14 protein-coding genes are annotated in these 16,561 nt (G+C 75.3%); 9 read left to right on the top strand and 5 right to left on the bottom strand.

Annotated features, from left to right (window positions below; genetic code table 11):
* The first annotated feature begins 34 nt into the window (after positions 1-34).
* From BUE45_RS12460 to BUE45_RS12450, 3 genes are read left to right on the top strand one after another with little or no spacing between them, the layout of a single operon-like run.
* Positions 35-1,303: an ABC transporter substrate-binding protein gene (locus BUE45_RS12460; protein WP_073379149.1), complete on the top strand. Its 1,269-nt coding sequence runs from the start codon at positions 35-37 to the stop codon at positions 1,301-1,303.
* The gene (locus BUE45_RS12455; protein WP_073379145.1) at positions 1,300-2,295 is read left to right on the top strand and encodes a carbohydrate ABC transporter permease; all 996 of its coding nucleotides are present in this window, start codon (positions 1,300-1,302) and stop codon (positions 2,293-2,295) included. Before BUE45_RS12460 ends, BUE45_RS12455 begins: the two co-directional genes overlap by 4 nt.
* Complete coding sequence (locus tag BUE45_RS12450) at positions 2,292-3,164, top strand: carbohydrate ABC transporter permease (RefSeq protein WP_073379142.1); 873 nt, start codon at positions 2,292-2,294, stop codon at positions 3,162-3,164. The genes BUE45_RS12455 and BUE45_RS12450 overlap by 4 nt, the downstream gene beginning before the upstream one ends.
* A gap of 91 nt (positions 3,165-3,255) precedes the next feature.
* Here the strand turns inward: BUE45_RS12450 and BUE45_RS12445 are convergent, their stop codons facing one another.
* Positions 3,256-4,485, bottom strand: a complete 1,230-nt coding sequence (locus BUE45_RS12445; protein ID WP_073379137.1) for an MFS transporter — start codon at positions 4,483-4,485, stop codon at positions 3,256-3,258.
* Between the two features lie 118 nt (positions 4,486-4,603).
* Here BUE45_RS12445 and BUE45_RS12440 point away from each other — a divergent pair, with 118 nt between their 5' ends.
* Positions 4,604-5,551 carry an MmyB family transcriptional regulator gene (locus tag BUE45_RS12440; RefSeq protein WP_084737170.1) on the top strand — a complete coding sequence of 316 codons (948 nt, stop codon included), beginning with the start codon at positions 4,604-4,606 and terminating at the stop codon, positions 5,549-5,551.
* A 234-nt stretch (positions 5,552-5,785) separates the two neighbouring features.
* On the top strand, positions 5,786-7,306 hold the full coding sequence (locus BUE45_RS12435) for a fatty acyl-CoA synthetase (RefSeq protein ID WP_073379133.1): 1,521 nt from the start codon (positions 5,786-5,788) through the stop codon (positions 7,304-7,306).
* Positions 7,307-7,321: 15 nt separating this feature from the next.
* Here BUE45_RS12435 and leuE read toward each other — a convergent pair whose 3' ends face one another.
* The gene (gene leuE, locus BUE45_RS12430; protein WP_073379129.1) at positions 7,322-7,987 is read right to left on the bottom strand and encodes a leucine efflux protein LeuE; all 666 of its coding nucleotides are present in this window, start codon (positions 7,985-7,987) and stop codon (positions 7,322-7,324) included.
* A 38-nt stretch (positions 7,988-8,025) separates the two neighbouring features.
* Positions 8,026-9,765 carry a CPBP family glutamic-type intramembrane protease gene (locus tag BUE45_RS31245; protein WP_084737169.1) on the bottom strand — a complete coding sequence of 580 codons (1,740 nt, stop codon included), beginning with the start codon at positions 9,763-9,765 and terminating at the stop codon, positions 8,026-8,028.
* Positions 9,766-9,834: 69 nt separating this feature from the next.
* On the opposite strand from BUE45_RS31245, the gene BUE45_RS12415 reads away from it, so the two are divergent.
* Complete coding sequence (locus tag BUE45_RS12415) at positions 9,835-10,566, top strand: TetR/AcrR family transcriptional regulator (protein WP_073379125.1); 732 nt, start codon at positions 9,835-9,837, stop codon at positions 10,564-10,566.
* Positions 10,567-10,920: 354 nt separating this feature from the next.
* Here the strand turns inward: BUE45_RS12415 and BUE45_RS12410 are convergent, their stop codons facing one another.
* Both BUE45_RS12410 and BUE45_RS12405 read right to left on the bottom strand, forming a co-directional pair.
* Complete coding sequence (locus BUE45_RS12410) at positions 10,921-12,129, bottom strand: ARPP-2 domain-containing protein (protein WP_084737167.1); 1,209 nt, start codon at positions 12,127-12,129, stop codon at positions 10,921-10,923.
* Positions 12,126-13,571, bottom strand: a complete 1,446-nt coding sequence (locus BUE45_RS12405; RefSeq protein WP_073379121.1) for a hypothetical protein — start codon at positions 13,569-13,571, stop codon at positions 12,126-12,128. Before BUE45_RS12405 ends, BUE45_RS12410 begins: the two co-directional genes overlap by 4 nt.
* Before the next feature lie 218 nt (positions 13,572-13,789).
* Here BUE45_RS12405 and BUE45_RS12400 point away from each other — a divergent pair, with 218 nt between their 5' ends.
* From BUE45_RS12400 to BUE45_RS12390, 3 genes are all read left to right on the top strand, one after another.
* Complete coding sequence (locus BUE45_RS12400) at positions 13,790-14,737, top strand: CE1 family esterase (protein ID WP_245833075.1); 948 nt, start codon at positions 13,790-13,792, stop codon at positions 14,735-14,737.
* 288 nt (positions 14,738-15,025) lie between these two features.
* On the top strand, positions 15,026-15,700 hold the full coding sequence (locus BUE45_RS12395; RefSeq protein WP_073379118.1) for a FadR/GntR family transcriptional regulator: 675 nt from the start codon (positions 15,026-15,028) through the stop codon (positions 15,698-15,700).
* Positions 15,697-16,476, top strand: coding sequence for a creatininase family protein (locus tag BUE45_RS12390; protein ID WP_073379113.1), 780 nt, complete (start codon positions 15,697-15,699; stop codon positions 16,474-16,476). Before BUE45_RS12395 ends, BUE45_RS12390 begins: the two co-directional genes overlap by 4 nt.
* Positions 16,477-16,561 lie beyond the last annotated feature (85 nt).

Raw genomic sequence — 16,561 nt, 5'->3', positions numbered from 1 at the left:
GTGCGACGGGCCCGCCGCTCCGGGAGGAGAGAACATGCGTGCACGGCGGTGGTCGGTCGCAGCGGGGGCGCTCGGATTGGTGCTCGTGGCCTCGGGATGCGGGGGCGGCGGGGGCGGTGGTGGGGACAACGCGCAGGTCGAGGTGTTCTCCTGGTGGACCGGCGGCGGCGAGGAGGCCGGGCTGAACGCGCTCATCGAGCGGTTCGAGACCGACAACCCCGAGATCGGGTTCGTCAACGCCGCCGTCGCCGGCGGGTCGGGGAGCAACGCCCAGGCGGTCCTGGAGGGCCGCCTCCAGAGCCAGGACCCGCCGGACTCCTTCCAGGGGCACGCCGGGGCCGAGCTCCAGGACTACATCGAGGCGGGCTACCTCAGCCCGCTGGACGACTTCTTCACCGAGCAGGGCCTGCACGAGGCTCTGCCCGACCAGCTCGTCGAGCAGATCACCTACGACGGCAGCGTCTACTCCGTCCCGGTGAACATCCACCGCTCCAACGTGATGTGGTACAACCCCTCCGTGCTGGAGGAGGCCGGGATCGACGCCCCGCCCGAGACCCCCGAGGACCTGGTCGCCGCGCTGGAGACCGTCGCCGAGGAGACCGACGCCATCCCCATGGCCGTGGGCGCCCAGTGGACCGTCGACCACCTGCTGGAGTCGGTCCTGCTCGGCTCGCTGGGCACCGACGCCTACAACGCCCTGTGGGAGCCCGGCGCCGACTGGGACACCCCCGAGGTCACCGAGGCCCTCACCACGTTCGAGCAGATCATGGAGCACACCCAGGAGGAGTCGGCCGCCGAGGACTGGCAGGAGGCCGCCCGCCGGGTGGCCGACGGCGAGGCCGCCTTCAACATCATGGGCGACTGGGCCGCCGGGTACTTCGACGAACTGGGCGCGGTCGCCGGCGAGGACTACGACTGGGCCGCCTCGCCCGGCACCGAGGGCACCTACATGTGGCTCTCCGACAGCTTCACCCTCCCCGTGGGCGCGCCCAACGAGGAGGCAGCGCTGACCTGGCTGGAGCTGGTCGGCAGCCAGGAGGGCCAGGACATCTTCAACCCGCTCAAGGGCTCCATCCCCGCCCGCGAGGACGCCGACCCCGCCAACTACGCGGACAGCCCCTACCTGGAGTCGGCCCTGGCCGAGTGGCAGGCCGGGCCGCAGCTGGCGGGCTCGTTCTGGCACGGCGTCACCGTCGGCAACCGCTGGAAGAACGACGTGGACACCGCCGTGGGCCTCTACCTGGGCGACGGCGACCTCGAAGCCCTCCAGGACGCTCTGGTCACGGCCGCGCGCGCCGAATGAGCACGGCTCCGAACCGGACCGGGGCCGTCGCCGACGGCGGCCCCGGCCGCGCCCCCGCGCGCGCCGCGCGCCCAGCGCCGACCCCGGCGCGGCGCGCGCTGCGCCGGGCCCGCACCTGGCTGCCCGGCCTGCTGCTGGTCTCCCCGTCGATCCTGCTCATCGGGGTCTTCGTCTACGGCATGATCGGCTGGAACACCAATCTGGCGCTCAGCGACAAGCACGCCCCCATCCAGGAGGGGGAGTTCGTCGGCCTCGCCAACTTCATCGCCCTGTGGCAGGAGGCCCGCTGGCCGGCCGCGGTGGGCAACGCGGTCGTGTTCACGGTGGTGTTCGTCGGCGGCGCCCTGTTCCTGGGCTGGCTCCTGGGCCTGCTGCTGGACAAGGGCATCCGCGGCGAGCCGGTCTTTCGCACCCTGTTCCTGGCGCCGATGGCGGTGTCCTTCATCGCGACCGGCGTGGTGTGGCGGTGGCTGATGAACCCGGCCCCCGCCGAACGCGCCACCGGCCTCAACGCCCTGTTCGTCCGGTTCAACCTGGACTTCCTGGTCAACGACTGGTGGACCGCGCCCGACTTCGGCATGGCGGCCATGGCGCTGCCCGCGATCTGGCAGCTCGCCGGGTACATCATGGCGCTGTTCCTGGCCGGGTTCCGCGGGGTCCCCGAGGAGCTGCGCGAGGCCGCCCGGGTGGACGGCTGCTCGGAGTGGGGCGTGTACCGCCACGTGGTCATGCCCCAGCTGCGGCCGGTGCTGCTCAGCGCGGTGATCATCCTGGGCCACATGTCGCTGAAGGTGTTCGACCTGATCATCGCCATCGCCGGACAGCAGATCATCGCGGACGTGCCCGCGGTGTACATGTGGGCGATGGTGTTCGAGGTCCGCGACCCCGCCAAGGGCGCGACGATCGCCTCCTACCTGCTCTTCGCGGTGGCGCTGTTCGTCATCCCGTACCTGGTGTGGACCGTGCGCAAGGAACGGAGCGAGGGCCGTTGAGTGTTCAGAGCGCATCGGGCCGGGTGACCGCGCCCGGCGGCCGGGCGGCGGGCACCACCCGCCGCGGGCAGACGGTCAAGTTCGTCGTCCTGCTGGCCCTGGCGGTGCTGTTCCTGCTGCCGATGTACGTGCTGCTGGTGACCGGGTTCAAGCCCTTCGCCGAGGCCACCGCGGCCCGCGCGTGGTCGCTGCCGCAGACCTGGAGCGGCGAGGGCTGGGCCGCGGCGTGGGAGGCGCTGTCCTCGGGGCTGCGCAACAGCCTCATGGTGGCGGTGCCCAGCGCCGTGGTCTCCGCGGTGCTGGGGTCGATGAACGGCTTCGTGATGGCGCGCTGGCGCTTCCCCGGGGCCGACACGGTGTTCACGCTGTTCCTGTTCGGGATGTTCATCCCCTACCAGGCGGTGATGATCCCGCTCCAGCAGATGCTGGTGGGCGCCGGGCTCATGGGCGGGCTCTTCCCGCTGATCCTGGCGCACACCGTGTACGGCATCCCGATCTGCACGCTCATCTTCCGCAACTACTATGCGAGCATCCCGCAGACCCTGATCGAGGCGGCCCGGGTGGACGGCGCGGGGATGCTGCGCACCTACGCCTCGGTGGTGCTGCCGGTGTCGGCGCCCGCGTTCGCGGTCACGCTGATCTGGCAGTTCACCTCGGCGTGGAACGACTTCCTGTTCGCGGTGTTCCTCACCGGCCCCAACAGCTGGCCGGTGACGGTGCAGCTGAACAACGTCGCCGGGTCGATGGTGGTGCCCTACAACCAGCAGATGGCGGCGGCGGTGCTGGCGTCGCTGCCCACCCTGGTCGTCTACCTGCTGCTGGGCCGCTACTTCATGCGCGGCCTGATGGCGGGGGCGCTCAAGGGCTGACCGCGCCGGACGCCCCGGCGGCCCGCTCCCCGTGCGGGAGCGGACCGCCGGGGCGGCGCGCCGGTGTCCTCCTCCCGTGCGGGCCGTGCTCCTATCCGCGGGCCGACCGGGCCGGATCCGCCCCGGCGGGCGGCCGGCCGGCGGCGGGCCTCCCGGACCGCAGCCGGATGAGGACGCCGACCGCGAGCGCGCCGGCGGCGAGCAGGCCCCCGGCGAGGTTGGGACCGGAGTCGCCGAACCCCGTGCCGATCATGTGGCCGCCCAGCCAGGCGCCGACGGCGTTGCCGAGGTTGAACATGCCGATGTTCATCGAGGACGCGAGGTTGGGGGCGCCGGCGGCCTCGGCCCGTTCCATCACCAGGCGCTGGATCGGGGAGACGGTGGCGAACCCGGCGGCGGCCATGAGGAACACCGCGGCGAACGTGACCACGACGCTGCCCGCGGCGAGCCAGAACACGAGCAGCGTGACCGTGAGCACGGCGAGGCTTCCCAGCAGCAGGCCCATGAGGTTCCTGTCCGCGAGCCGTCCCCCCAGGATGTTGCCGATGAACAGCCCGAGTCCGAAGACCAGCATGTAGACCGGGATCCAGCTCTCCGGGGTGCCGGTCGCGTTCATGGTGATGGGGGCGATGTAGGTGATCGAGGTGAAGAACCCCGCCGGCCCCAGGACGGTGACCAGCATCGCGAGCAGCAGCTGCGGGTTGGCCAGGGCGCGGACCTCGGCCGCGAGGTCGAACGACTCGTCGGTCCTGCTCGACGGGACGCAGGCCAGGATGCCGGCCAGGACGGCCAGGCCGATCGCCGAGATGCCCAGGAACGAGACCCGCCAGGAGAACTCGGTGGAGACCCAGGTGGCGACCGGGGTGCCGATGAGCGTCGCCAGGGTCAGCCCGGAGAACATGAAGGCGATCGCGCTGGTCCTCCTGTGCCCGGGAACCGCGCGCGAGGCGATGATCGAGCCGGTGCCGATGAAGGCCGCGTGGGTCAGCGAGGCGACCACCCTGCCCGCGAGGGTCAGCGAGAAGGACGGGGCGAAGGCGGTCAGCAGGTTCCCGATGACGAACAGGGCCATGAGGGCGAGCAGGAACCTCTTCCTCTCGAACCGCCGCCCGACCAGGACCAGGACCGGGGCGCCGAGGAAGACGCCGAGGGCGTAGGCCGTCGCGGCCCAGCCCGCGGTGGTCACCGAGACGCCGAACTCGGTGGCGATCCCGGGCAGCAGGCCGGAGATCGCGAACTCCGTGGTGCCGATGCCGAAGGTGCCGGCGGCCAGGGTCAGCAGCACCAGCCGGGTACGCGGGGCGTTGTCGTGGGAGAGCATGCCCACCAGCCTGAACGGCCCCGGTCGCGGCGGCCAGACACCCGTCGGGCGTGCGCCCGGGGTTCCTACCACTGACAGGGTCAGGCTCGCGGGGGCGGGGATGCCTACCCTGGTCGGTATGACACCTTCGGCGAGCACACCACGGGGGAACCTGGGCGAGTTCCTGCGCTCCCGCCGCGCAGCCCTGACCCCCGAACGGGCCGATGTCGTCGGCTGGGGCCGGCGGCGCAGGGTTCCCGGGCTGCGGCGTGAGGAGGTCGCCCAGCTGGCCGGCGTCAGCGTCGCCTACTACACGCGCCTGGAGCAGGGGCAGGCGCGCAACGCCTCGACCGAGGTGCTCCTCGCCCTGGCACGAGCGCTGCAACTGACGCCGACCGAGCTGGAACACCTGATCGACCTGGCCAGGCCCGCGCCGCTGCGCCCCGCGCCCCGCACCCGGCCCGAACGGCCGCACCCCCGGGCGCTGGCGATGCTGGAGGCCATATCCGACCAGCCCGCCGTGCTCCTGGGGCGGCGCAACGACGTGCTGGCCTGGACCCGGACGGGCCACGCCCTGCTCGCCCCGCACCTGCCGTTCGACGGCACCGCGGACCCGGCGACGCGGCCGTCCCTGCCGAGGCTGCTGTTCCTGGACCCGCAGGTGCGGGGCTCCTACGCGGACTGGCGGACCGAGGCGTGCACGCACGTGGCCCACCTGCGGCGGATCAGCGGCAGGTACCTCGATGACACCCGCCTGGCCGAACTCGTGGGCGAGCTGAGCATGAAGGACCCCGAGTTCGCCCGCCTCTGGGCGTCGGGGTGCGTGGCGGACTGTGTCGGGGGCACCAAGCGCTTCCGGCACCCCCTGGTGGGCGAGCTGGGCATGGAGTTCCAGATCTGGTTGCAGGCCGACAGCCCCGACCACCGCCTGGAGGTCTACACCCCGACCGACCAGGGGTCCGCCGACGCGATGACCCTGCTGGAGACGCTCACGCACGACGGCGGTCCGGGCGGCGCAACCGCCGGGACGGGGGACGCCGGCGGCGCGGCCCCGGCGCGGACGCCGTCGGAGCACCGGACGGGCTGACCGGCGCCGCGGGCGACCGGTTCCGCGCACACGCGTCGGACGGCCTCCGACCGCGCCCGGGCGGGGTGATGCCCGCCGTGCGGGAGCGGACCGCCGGGGCGCCCCCTTCCCCGCGTGCCGAACGCGCACGCACCCGCCGGTGCCCGCGCCCCTTGTCCCTGTGGCCGCGGTCACACCAGGATGGGGGTGTCCGCGCCCCGGGCCGGGGTGCACCGACCGAACAGGAGCGGCGCCATGGGTCCTCTCACCTCCAGCACCGTCGACGGGGTCCTGCGCCGCAGCGCTGCCCGCACCCCCGGCCGCACCGCACTGGTCTTCGCCGACCGCACGTGGACCTACGCCGGCCTCGACGCGGCCGTCACCCGCGCCGCCGCCCGGCTGCTCGCGCTGGGCGCCGCGCGCGGCGACCGGATCGCCGCCTACGGCCGCAACTCCGACGCCTACCTCATCGGCTTCCTGGCCTGCGCCCGCGCCGGACTGGTCCACGTCCCCGTCAACCACGCCCTGCGGGGCGAGGAACTCCTCTACCTGCTCGACCAGTCCGGCAGCACCGTGGTCCTGGCCGACCCCGCCCTGCGCTCCGCCGTCGACGCCGTCCGCGAGGCGGCCGGGGTCGAACAGGTCGTGGAGCTGCGCGACACCCCCGCGAGCCTGCTCGCCGCCGCCTCCGAGGGGCCGGTTCCGGAGCTGGACGCGGAGGTGGCCGACACCGACCTCGTGCAGCTGCTGTACACCTCCGGCACCACCTCCCGCCCCAAGGGCGCGATGATGACCCACCGGGCCCTGGTGCACGAGTACCTGTCCTGCGTGGCCGGCCTGGACCTGCGCGCCGACGACGCGCCGCTGCACGCCATGCCGCTCTACCACTCGGCCCAGATGCACGTCTTCCTCATGCCGTGGCTGGCGGTGGGAGCCGTCAACACCCTCGTGGAGGCGCCCGACCCCGCCGACCTGCTCCGCCGGATCGAGGCCGGCCGGCACGGGGCGTTCTTCGCCGCGCCCACCCTGTGGGTGGCGATGGCCAACCACGCGGACTTCGGCGGACAGGACCTCACCAGCCTGCGCAAGGCCTACTACGGGGCGTCCGTCATGCCCGGTCCGGTCCTGGACCGGCTCCGCGGTGCCCTGCCCGACCTGGGCTTCTACAACTGCTTCGGGCAGAGCGAGATCGGCCCGCTGGCCACCGTGCTGCGGCCCGAGGAGCACGCCGCCCGGCCCTCCTCGGCGGGGCGGGCCGCCCTGTTCGTGGAGCTGCGGGTCGTCGACGACGCGGGGCGGGACGTCGCGCCCGGGGAGCCGGGCGAGGTCGTCTACCGGTCGCCGCAGCTGTGCGAGGGGTACTGGGACAAGCCGCAGGAGACCGAGGAGGCCTTCCGCGGCGGGTGGTTCCACTCCGGCGACCTGGTGCGCGCCGACGCCGAGGGCTACATCGAGGTGGTGGACCGGATCAAGGACGTGATCAACACCGGCGGGGTGCTGGTGGCCTCGCGCGAGGTGGAGGACGTGCTCTTCGCCCACCCGGCGGTCGCGGAGGCCGCCGTGGTGGGGGTGCCCGACGACAGGTGGATCGAGGCGGTGACGGCGTTCGTGGTGCCCGCGGCCGGTGCCGCCACCGAGGGGCTGGAGGAGGCCCTCATCGCCCACGTCCGGGAGCGGTCGGCCCCCTTCAAGGTGCCCAAGGAGGTGCGGCTGGTCGCGGACCTGCCGCGCAACGCCTCGGGCAAGATCCTCAAGCGCGAGCTGCGCGACTCCTGAGCCGCGCCGGGCGGGTCAGGGGGAGCTGACGGACAGCTTCACGGCGAAGCCCAGGAACAGGGCGCCCGCCAGCGAGGTCGCCCCGGCCGACAGCCGCCGCCGGCGCCCGAAGGCGGCGGCCAGCCGGGTGCCGCTGAAGATCAGCGCGGACAGGTACAGGAAGCTGACCAGTTGCAGCAGCAGGCCCAGCACCAGGAACGACACCGCCGGGTAGGCGTAGGCGGGGTCCACGAACTGGACGAAGAAGGAAATGAGGAAGACGATCACCTTGGGGTTGAAGAGCGACACCACCAGGGCCCGCCGGAAGGGCCGCTCGCCGGCGGTCCCCGCCGTCCCGGAGGTGTCCGCGGCCCGCTGCTCCCGGACCCGCTCGTGCCGGGTCGTCCACAGGGTGTAGGCGGAGCGCAGCATCCCCACCGCCATCCACACCAGGTAGGCGGCGCCCGCGATCTTCACGGCCGCGAACACCACGGGGTTGGTCTGGAGCAGCGTCGCCGCCCCGGCCGCCGCGAGCAGCATCAGGACGGCGTCGCCGGTGAACACCCCGGCGGCGGCCGTGTACCCGGCCCGGGTCCCGCCGCGCGCCGCCACGGACAGCACGTACAGCGAGTTCGGGCCGGGCAGGAGGACGATGAGGACGAGTCCCGCCAGGTAGGTGGGCAGGTCGGTGATGCCGAGCATGGGTGCAGTCTGCCATCCGCCCGCCACCGGACCGGCCGTCAGGGGGCCGCGAAGCGGCGGGCCAGGAGGTGGAAGGCCTCCTTGGGCTCCCAGTGCCCGTCGTCGGGGGACAGCCCCGACTCCAGGCTCGGCGCGCGCACGATCCCGAAGGACGCCTTGTCCTGGTCGCGCTCGGGGTCCTCGGAGTAGCGGCAGTCGCCCTCGATGAACACGCACACGAACGCCCCGTGCACCTCCTCCGTCTCGTACACGTCCAGCAGCTCCCCGAGTACGTCGGCCTGCACCGTCTCGTTCCTGGGGTGGCCCGGCCGCACCCTGCGGTCGTCGGGGTCGCTCCAGTCCAGGATGTCGGCGCCGGAGCCGCCGGCCTCGCGGGCGCCCTCGTAGGCGCAGCAGCCGAACTCGGTGACCAGCACCGGCTTGCCCCAGCGCCGCAGCGCCCGCAGCCCGCCCCGGTAGTCGTCCCGGGTCCCGGCGTCGAGGTAGTAGTCCACGCCGACCATGTCGAACCGGGACCAGTCCACGCTCTCCCAGGCGCCGGACCCGTAGGTCAGCGGGCCGCCGAACCCCGCCCCGCGGGCGGTGTCCACCAGCCGCGCCAGCAGCCGGTTCAGCCGCAGGTCGAACAGGGGCATGAGCGGGAACAGCCAGCTCAGCAGCGCGGTGCGCAGCTCGAACCCGCGCCCGGGCAGCACACCCCGGGCGAAGGCCGTCAGCTCGCACCCGACGTTGAGCCCCACCCGGTCCGGGTGCTCGGCGCGCAGCCGCTCGCAGAAACCCGCCGCGTGCTCCAGCCGCTGCGCGATCGCGTCCTGGTCGCCGTCCACCAGCCGCGGCTGCACCCACACGAACATGCCCCGGTCCAGGGCGAGCCGGGCCGCCTCCTCCAGCCGGTCCGGGTCGTGGCCGAACACGGTGACCGCCGTGCAGTGCAGGTCCTCGGCGATGACGCGCATCTCCTCGGCCACCACGTCGGACCGCCAGACCTCGCGCGAGTTCTGCCCCGGCATGTAGGAGCTGCCGACGTCGTAGAGCACCCCGCGCTGGACCAGCGGGCGGCGGGGCAGCGGCTCCCGGTCGGAGGCGGGCCCGGAGGGGGCGATGAGGTGGGCGGCGGCCAAGGCGGCCAGGCCCGGGACGATGGCCAGCGCCGCCGCCCACACGCCCGGCTCCACGGAGACCAGGGTCGAGGCCAGGACGACCCCGGTGCGCATCCCCAGCACGACCCACAGCCCCCGCGAGCGCAATCGCAGGTACCCCAGCAGGAACCCGAACGCCAGGTCGGAGGCCAGGTTGTCCAGGTCGCCCCGGACGGGGGCGCAGGCCAGGGCGAACAGCACGGCCTGGAGCGCCACGGGGGTGAGCCCGGCCCAGCGGGTGCCCAGGGCGTGCTGGGCGTACCCCCGGAACACCGTCTCCTCGGGCAGCACCACGGCGACCAGCGTCAGCGCCGCCCCGCCCCAGGCCGCGGCGGTCGGCACGGCGGGGTCGAGCGCCCCGAGGGCCGCGGCGGCCCCCGCGACCAGGCCCGCGCCCGCCAGCACGGCGGCCAGCCCGGCCCCCGCGCCGAGCAGCGCGGCCCGCGGGCCGGTGGACAGGCCCAGGGCGGAGAACGGGGTCCGGGTGGCGCGCAGCACGGCCCACAGCAGCAGCGCCGTGACCGGCGGGACCGCGAGCGGCGGCCCGAAGGCGGCCGTGAGCGCGAACCCCGCGGCCGCGAGCACCGCCCCGGCGAGGGCGCGGCCCGGGGCGGGGGCGGGTGTGGTCCGTGCGGTCACGGTGTCTCCAAGCTATACTCCGTACAACGTTCGGAGTTTCAAGATACGGCAAGGAGCGGGGAGAATCCAATGGAGGACGCGGCGAACGACCCGAAACCGGTCCTCGACCTGCTGTGGAACGGGATCGAGGCCCCGCGCCGCGGCCCCCGCCACCGGCTCACCGTCGAGGCCGTGGTGGAGGCCGCCACCGGGATCGCGGAGGAGGAGGGCCTGGCCGCCCTCTCCATGCGCCGCGTCGCCGCCCGCCTGGGCGTGGGCGCCGCCACCCTCTACACCTATATCCCCGACAAGTCCGCCCTGCTGGCCCTGATGGTCGACACGATGGTCTCCCGGGCGCCCCTCCCGCACACCCGCCCCGGCACCTGGCGGGACAAGGTCGCCGGCTGGGCGCGCGAGGACCTGGACGGCTACCGCTCCCACCCGTGGCTGGTGGAGCTGATGGGGACGGAGCGCTTCGTCGGCCCCGGCGTGCTGGCCTGGACCGACTCGGCGCTGCGGGTCTTCGAGGACACCGGCCTGCCCGAGCGCGACGTCCTGGCCGTCATCGAGGCCGTGGACGGCTACGTGCGCGGGCACGCCGTGCCGGTGGTGGACGCCGACCGCTCCGCCCGCCGGACCGGCCCGGACGGCGCCGCCCGCCCGGACGCCCAGATGGAGTACCTGTCCGGTCGGCTGGAGCCCGGGAGGTTCCCGGCGGTCGAGCGGCTGACCGGGGAGGGACCCGGCCCGGTGGAGGTCTTCGACGAGGGCCTGTCCTGGCTGCTCGACGGCGTGGAGCGCCGCATCCGCGACCTCCGCTGAGCCCGCGCGGCGGGGAGCCCCCGGGTGCCCGCGTGCCTGCCGCGGTGTCCTGCCCGCCCGCCCCGGCGGCCGGCGTGCCGGGGCCGGTGCTCCACGGTTCGGGACCGGCGGCCCACACGTACTGCCCGGTGCCTGCACGTCCGCTCCGGTGCCCTGCGCACCGGGGCCGGTGTCCCCCACATGACCGGGTCGGTGACCTGCGCATCCGGGCCCGGTGTTCCGCGCGCCCGACCGGGTGGACCGTGTACCGGGGCCGGTGCCCCGCGCGTCCGCTCCGGTGTTCGTGCGTTCGGCCGGGCGGTCCGCAGGCCGGGGCCGGCGCCCACGGCTCCGCTCCGGTTCCCGTGCGTCGGGTCAGCGGCGGCGGGCGGCGCGGCGCCGCTCGGCGCGGTGCGCCTCCAGCAGGCCCGGGGCCAGCAGGTGCCCCAGCCCCGCCCGGTCCAGCCGCTCGGTGAGCGCGGACACGCTCACCCCCAGGTCCAGCGCGGCCCCCTCCAGCCGCCACCCCGCCCCGTTCAGCGCGGCCAGCAGGCGTGCCTGGCGCACCTGGGAGGACGAGAGCCGCAGCGTCTTGAGGTAGGCGGTCCGCCCGTCCGTGTCCTCGACGACCTCGCCCACGTGCAGGTCCTCCCCGCGAGTCGGCTCCGGGGCCAGCCACCCCGTGCGGAACCGCGTCCGGTGCCCCCCGCCGGCCCCCTCCTGCGGCCGTCCGCCGAAGCCCTCCCCGTGCCCGCTCCGGTAGAGGCCCCCGGTGAGCGAGGCGAGCATCAGGGAGTCGTGGCCCCGGCGCGTCCGCTCGCGGCTGTGCGCCACCTCCCGGCGCAGGTCGGCCAGAGAGCGCACCCGCTCCTCCCGCAGCGGCGTGTACAGCGGGGGGACCGCGTACCGCAGCAGCCCGTAGGTGTACAGGGCCTCGCCGAACAGGTCCAGCAGCATGCTCGTGTGCAGCGCCCGGTAGTCGTCCGGGTGCGGGTACAGGTGGACCGAAGCCAGGACGTCGGCCACGTACACCGCCGCCCCGCACTGGTCCCGGTGGATCTCGAACACCCGCAGCGCCTCCGCCAGCCCCCCGATCTCCCGGCCGGGGCGGGTGTCGGCCCCGGGGGAGGGCACGCCCCGGCGGACCAGGTCGCGCGACCACTCCGCCCAGGCGGTCTCGGGTCCGCCGGAGAACAGCGACAGCAGGCCCTCCACCGCCAGCCGCATCGGCAGGAACCGGCTCCGGCCGCGGTCGGCCCCGCGCGCCCCGCCCGGGGACAGGTGCATCCGCCGGGGCGCGGACGAGCGGCCCGGCGCCACCAGGCGGGTGCCGTAGGCGGCCCCGGGGGAGGGGTCGCCGTCCCAGGTCAGCACATAGGCGTGCGGCACGTAGCAGCACACCCCCGCGTCCTCGTACCCGCGGGCGATCCCCGGGTTGTCGCGCAGGTCCTCGGCGGCCATCGGGTGCAGCCGCAGCCCCGGCACCGGCGCGGAGCGCAGCAGCGGCACCAGCCGCACCCCGCCCCACTGCTGGGCGGTGCCGGTGGCCACCCCCTCCAGGACGATCCCCCGCGGGCCGCTCACGCCGCCTCCCCGGCGCGTTCGCCGTCCAGGACGGTGTCGGCGGTGGCGAGCAGGTGCGCCCGCAGGTCGGCCAGGCCCAGCCGCCCCTCGCCGAACCGGGCCAGCTCCACCAGCGACGGCAGGACCGCGGGGTCGTGCAGCCCGAGGGTGGGCACCGCCGGGGACAGCCGGTGCGGGGCCAGGACCCCCGCGTCCAGCACCGGGGCCAGGTGCACCAGCGCCACCGAGCGCTCCGGGTCCACGCGGCGCCGCCACAGCAGCAGGGCGTCCGACAGCAGCGGCGGGGTGTCGTCGTAGCCGTCGGAGACCACGACCACCCGGGCGGGCCCGGTGTCCAGGGCGTCCAGGATCGGCTCGGCGAGCCGGGTGGGGCCCTGCGGACGGACGGTGAGCGCGTCGCGGTGCCCCGACACCCAGTGCGAGGTCCCTCCCGGGGCCAGCACCCGCAGCAGGTGGTGGCAGGCCAGCGCCAGCGCCAGCGGGCGGTTGCGGCGCTCGCGCGACCCGGTGGAGGAGTAGCTGTCGTCCAGCACGGCGGCGGTGCGCGGCCAGGTCCCGGCCAGCGGCCCCGCCGTGCGCCGGGCCGCCCGCTCCAGCGCCGCCTCCAGCTCCGCGCGCCGCTCGCGGCGCTCGGACACCGCCAGCCCCACCACGTACGCGCACAGGCGCAGCAGCGGGGCCGTGCCCAGGTCGGACAGCGGCGCCTCCAGGCCGTGGCAGCGCGCGGTGCGGTCCAGGCGCAGCCGCTCGGCGGCCGTCGTGCGCCCGGCGATGCCCTCCAGGAAGGCCCGGCGCGGCACCCGGTGGTGGGCGGCGAACCCCTCGGCGACGGTGAGGGGCAGGCCGTACAGCTCCCGGGCCGCGTAGTGCGCACGGCGGTGGGACTCCAGCAGGGGCGCGGTGTAGGGGGCGCGGCGCCGGTCGGCCGGGCGCGAGAACAGGAACCGGGCCACCTCGCCGGGCAGCGGGACCCGGGCGTGCCGGGCGGCGGCGCGCAGACCCGCGCGGTACTTCAGCGCGTCGAGCTCCAGGGGGCGGCGGGCGATCCAGTCGCGCATGGCCGCGCGGGTGCGGCGGTTGTTCACGCGCTCGGCCGCCAGACGCCGGAACAGCCGGTAGACCCGCTGCGGGGGCATGCGGGCCAGGCGCAGGCGGATCAGCCCGTTCTCCCGGGGGCGCAGCGCGGGGTCGGCCCCGGGCGCGGGGCGCGAGAGCAGGGTGTGCACGATCCGCGCGGCGTTGTGGTCGTTGACGTGCAGGGCGAGCATCAGCCCGTACAGGTCGGGCAGGGTGCCGTGGACGTAGTCGTGCAGGAAGTCCAGGGAGGGGCCCTGCTCCCCGGACGCGGTGTGGAACTCGCGCTGCCCCGTGGATGCGACGGCGGCGGAGGCGAACAGCAGCAGGTCCTCGCAGGCCAGCAGGTCGGTGTAGGTGTCGGTCATCGTCCGCGTCCGCTCCGGGGTGGGGGTGCGCGGGCCGGGGAGTGAAGGCGCGACCGGCGTGAATGGTGCGTACAAGGCAGTTCTCGGAAGTCGCGGCCGAAGTCCCACGGCCCGCCCGCCGAAGGTAGCAAAACGGCGGCCGACCGCAGAACCGTTTTATGGGCCGGAAGCCGATAACGTCGTCGATGTCCGTTTGCCGCCCCGGGAAGGAGCGCCGCGTGCCCCGGCGCATGCTCGTCCGCCCGATCCTGGTGCTCGCCCTGGCCGCCCTGGCGGTGGGCGTCCCCGGCGCGGCCGTCCCGCACGACCCCGACCGGGGCCTGCGCTCCACCGGCTGCGGGCAGGCGCCGCCCCAGGAGCCGGGGCAGGCGCGGCGGTACGCCCTGGTCGACGGCGACCGGGAGCGCTCCTACCTGTTGCACCTGCCCGAGGGGTACACGCCGGGCCGCGCCTGGCCGGTGCTGCTGGCCTACCACGGGCGCGGCGGCAGCGCCGAGGGCATGGCGGGCTACTCGGGGGTGGCCGCGCTGCCCGCCGTGGTCGTGCTGCCCGACGGAGTGGAGGGGGACGAGGGCCGCCAGGCCTGGCAGGGCGCCCCCTACTCCGACCCCGGGGTCGACGACGTGGCCTTCACCCACGCGCTCCTGGACACGGTGGAGTCGCGGACGTGCGTGGACCGGACCCGGGTCTACGCCGCGGGCATGTCCAACGGCGGCGGGTTCGCCGAGGTCCTGGCCTGCGCCGCTCCGGGGCGGATCACCGCGGTCGCCGCGGTGGCGGCCGCCTTCTACCCCCACGGCCTGGAGTGCGACACCTCCCGCCCGGTCCCGGTGGTCTCCTTCCACGGCACCGACGACGCCACCATCCCCTACGTCGGCGACCCCGGCCGCGGCCTGCCCGACATCGCCGCCTGGAACGCCGACCGCGCCGCCGCCCACGGCTGCCGCGCGGGCCCGGAGGCGGAGCGGCCGGGCCCGGACGCGACCGCCCTGGAGTGGTCGGGCTGCGACCGGGGCGCCGGCGTGCGGCACGTGGTCGTCGAGGGCGGCGGCCACACCTGGCCCGGGGCGCCCGCCTCCTCCGGCCCGGGGCGCACCACCGCCACGGTGGAGGCGTACCGGGAGCTGTGGCGGTTCGTCTCCCGGTACCGCCTGCCCCTGCCCTGACCCCGCCCCCGCGCCGCGCCGCTTCGCCTCTCCCTGCCCCCGCGCCGCGCCGCTTCGCCTCTCCCTGCCCCCGCGCCGCGCCGCTTCGCCTCTCCCTGCCCCCGCGCCGCGCCGCGCCGCTTCGCCTTGCACCGCACCGCACCGCACCGCACCGCGCCGCTTCGCCTTGCGCCGCTTCGCACCGCGGCGGCTCCCGCCCGGTCCGCACCCGCCCCACCTGCGCGGTCGCCGCGGACGGGACGCGTGTGTGACTTGACGCACTCACCGACTAAGTGATTTAGTCACTTTATGAGTAGAACCGAGCCGTCCCTCTCCGAGCGCCTGGCCGACGACATCGTTGAGATCATCCGCGAGCAGCGCCTGGGCGCCGGAGACCTCCTGGCGTCCTCCCGCGAGCTGGCCCGGCGCTTCGACGTCACCACCCCCACGGTCCGCGAGGCGCTGCGCCGCCTGGAGGCCACCGGGGTCGTCGAGTTCCGGCACGGGTCGGGCACCTACGTCGGCCCCGGCTTCGCCCGCACGCTCATGGTCAACCCCCACCTGCCCCGCAGGGAGGGGGACACCGTCCTCGAACTCGCCGAGGCCCGCCTCGTCGTCGAGCCCGCCATCGCCGCCCGGGCCGCCGGCGCCCGCACCGACGACGACCTGGCCCGGCTCGGGCAGTCGGCGCAGAACGCCCTGCACCCGCCCCGGTTCGGCCCGGCCGGCCCCGTCCACTTCCACGTCGCCCTGGCCGCCGCCACCGGAAACCCCCTCCTCAGGGAGACCGTCGAGGCCCTGCTGCACGTCCGCGCCCGCGAACAGGTCGAGATCCGGCACCGCTACCACGACCGCGAACGCGACCACGCCGAGCATCTCCTCATCCTGGAGGCCGTCCGCGACGGCGACGCCGGCGCCGCCGAGCGCCTCACCCGCGACCACCTGCGCGCCATCCGCGACGCCGTCGCCGGAGGGGCCCGGTGAGCGCCCGTCCCGGACCCGCGCCGTACCTGGCCGACCTCACCACCGAGGAGGCGGAGCGGGCCGTCGCCGACAGCCCGCTCGTCCTGCTCCCGGCCGGCGCCCTGGAACAGCACGGCCCCGGCCTGCCGCTGGGCACCGACCTGGTCCGCGCCGAACGGGTCGCCGAACGCGTCGCCGCCCGCCTGGACGGGCGCGCCGTCATCGGCCCCTCGCTGCCCGTGGGCGTCTCCCCGCACCACCTGGCCTTCGCCGGGACGCTCAGCCTCAGTGTCGACACCTTCCGCGCCGTGGTCCACGAGTACGTCGGGGGCCTGTACCGCCACGGCTGGCGCAAGGTCCTCGTCATCACCGGGCACGGCGGCAACAACGCCGCTCTCACCACCGTCGCCCAGGACCTGCTGGCCGACCGCCCCGACCTGGAATTCGCCTGGACCCCGCTCACCGCCCTGGCCGCCGAGGCCGTGGCCGCCATGGACGTGAGCGAGGTCAGCGGCCACAGCGGCGAGGCCGAGACCGCACAGATGCTCCACCTGGCCCCCGACCTCGTCCGCGCCGGCCGCCTGCGCCCGGGCACCACCGCCCTGGCCGGCCTCGACCGCCTGTCCCGGCTCGCCCGCCGCCGCGGCCACCCCGCCCTCCAGGTCCGCTACGACCGCCTCAGCCCCGACGGGGTCCTGGGCGACCCGACCCGGGCCACCGGGTCCGACGGCGCGGCCATCGTCACCGCCGTCGTCGACCGCATCACCGATTTCGCCCGGGAGTGGCTCCAGGAGTAGGGCCCGCCCTCCCGGGCCCGGAGCCCGGGGGGCACGGCCCGCCTCCCGGGGCGCGCACCGCCGCCCGAGGCACCGCCGCCGGGTC

Source organism: Nocardiopsis flavescens, from assembly GCF_900141985.1.
In the GTDB taxonomy this organism is placed as follows: Bacteria; Actinomycetota; Actinomycetes; order Streptosporangiales; family Streptosporangiaceae; genus Nocardiopsis; species Nocardiopsis flavescens.
This window is presented reverse-complemented; position numbering and strand designations above follow the sequence as displayed.

What these genes read in the sequence shown, in the direction of transcription:
- leuE (WP_073379129.1), bottom strand. Translation starts at nt 7,987, where the DNA reads ATGCTCGGCATCACCGACCTGCCCACCTACCTGGCGGGACTCGTCCTC.
- BUE45_RS12445 (WP_073379137.1), bottom strand. Translation starts at nt 4,485, where the DNA reads ATGCTCTCCCACGACAACGCCCCGCGTACCCGGCTGGTGCTGCTGACC.
- BUE45_RS12395 (WP_073379118.1), top strand. Translation starts at nt 15,026, where the DNA reads ATGAGTAGAACCGAGCCGTCCCTCTCCGAGCGCCTGGCCGACGACATC.
- BUE45_RS12440 (WP_084737170.1), top strand. Translation starts at nt 4,604, where the DNA reads ATGACACCTTCGGCGAGCACACCACGGGGGAACCTGGGCGAGTTCCTG.
- BUE45_RS12435 (WP_073379133.1), top strand. Translation starts at nt 5,786, where the DNA reads ATGGGTCCTCTCACCTCCAGCACCGTCGACGGGGTCCTGCGCCGCAGC.
- BUE45_RS12460 (WP_073379149.1), top strand. Translation starts at nt 35, where the DNA reads ATGCGTGCACGGCGGTGGTCGGTCGCAGCGGGGGCGCTCGGATTGGTG.
- BUE45_RS12405 (WP_073379121.1), bottom strand. Translation starts at nt 13,571, where the DNA reads ATGACCGACACCTACACCGACCTGCTGGCCTGCGAGGACCTGCTGCTG.
- BUE45_RS12415 (WP_073379125.1), top strand. Translation starts at nt 9,835, where the DNA reads ATGGAGGACGCGGCGAACGACCCGAAACCGGTCCTCGACCTGCTGTGG.
- BUE45_RS12455 (WP_073379145.1), top strand. Translation starts at nt 1,300, where the DNA reads ATGAGCACGGCTCCGAACCGGACCGGGGCCGTCGCCGACGGCGGCCCC.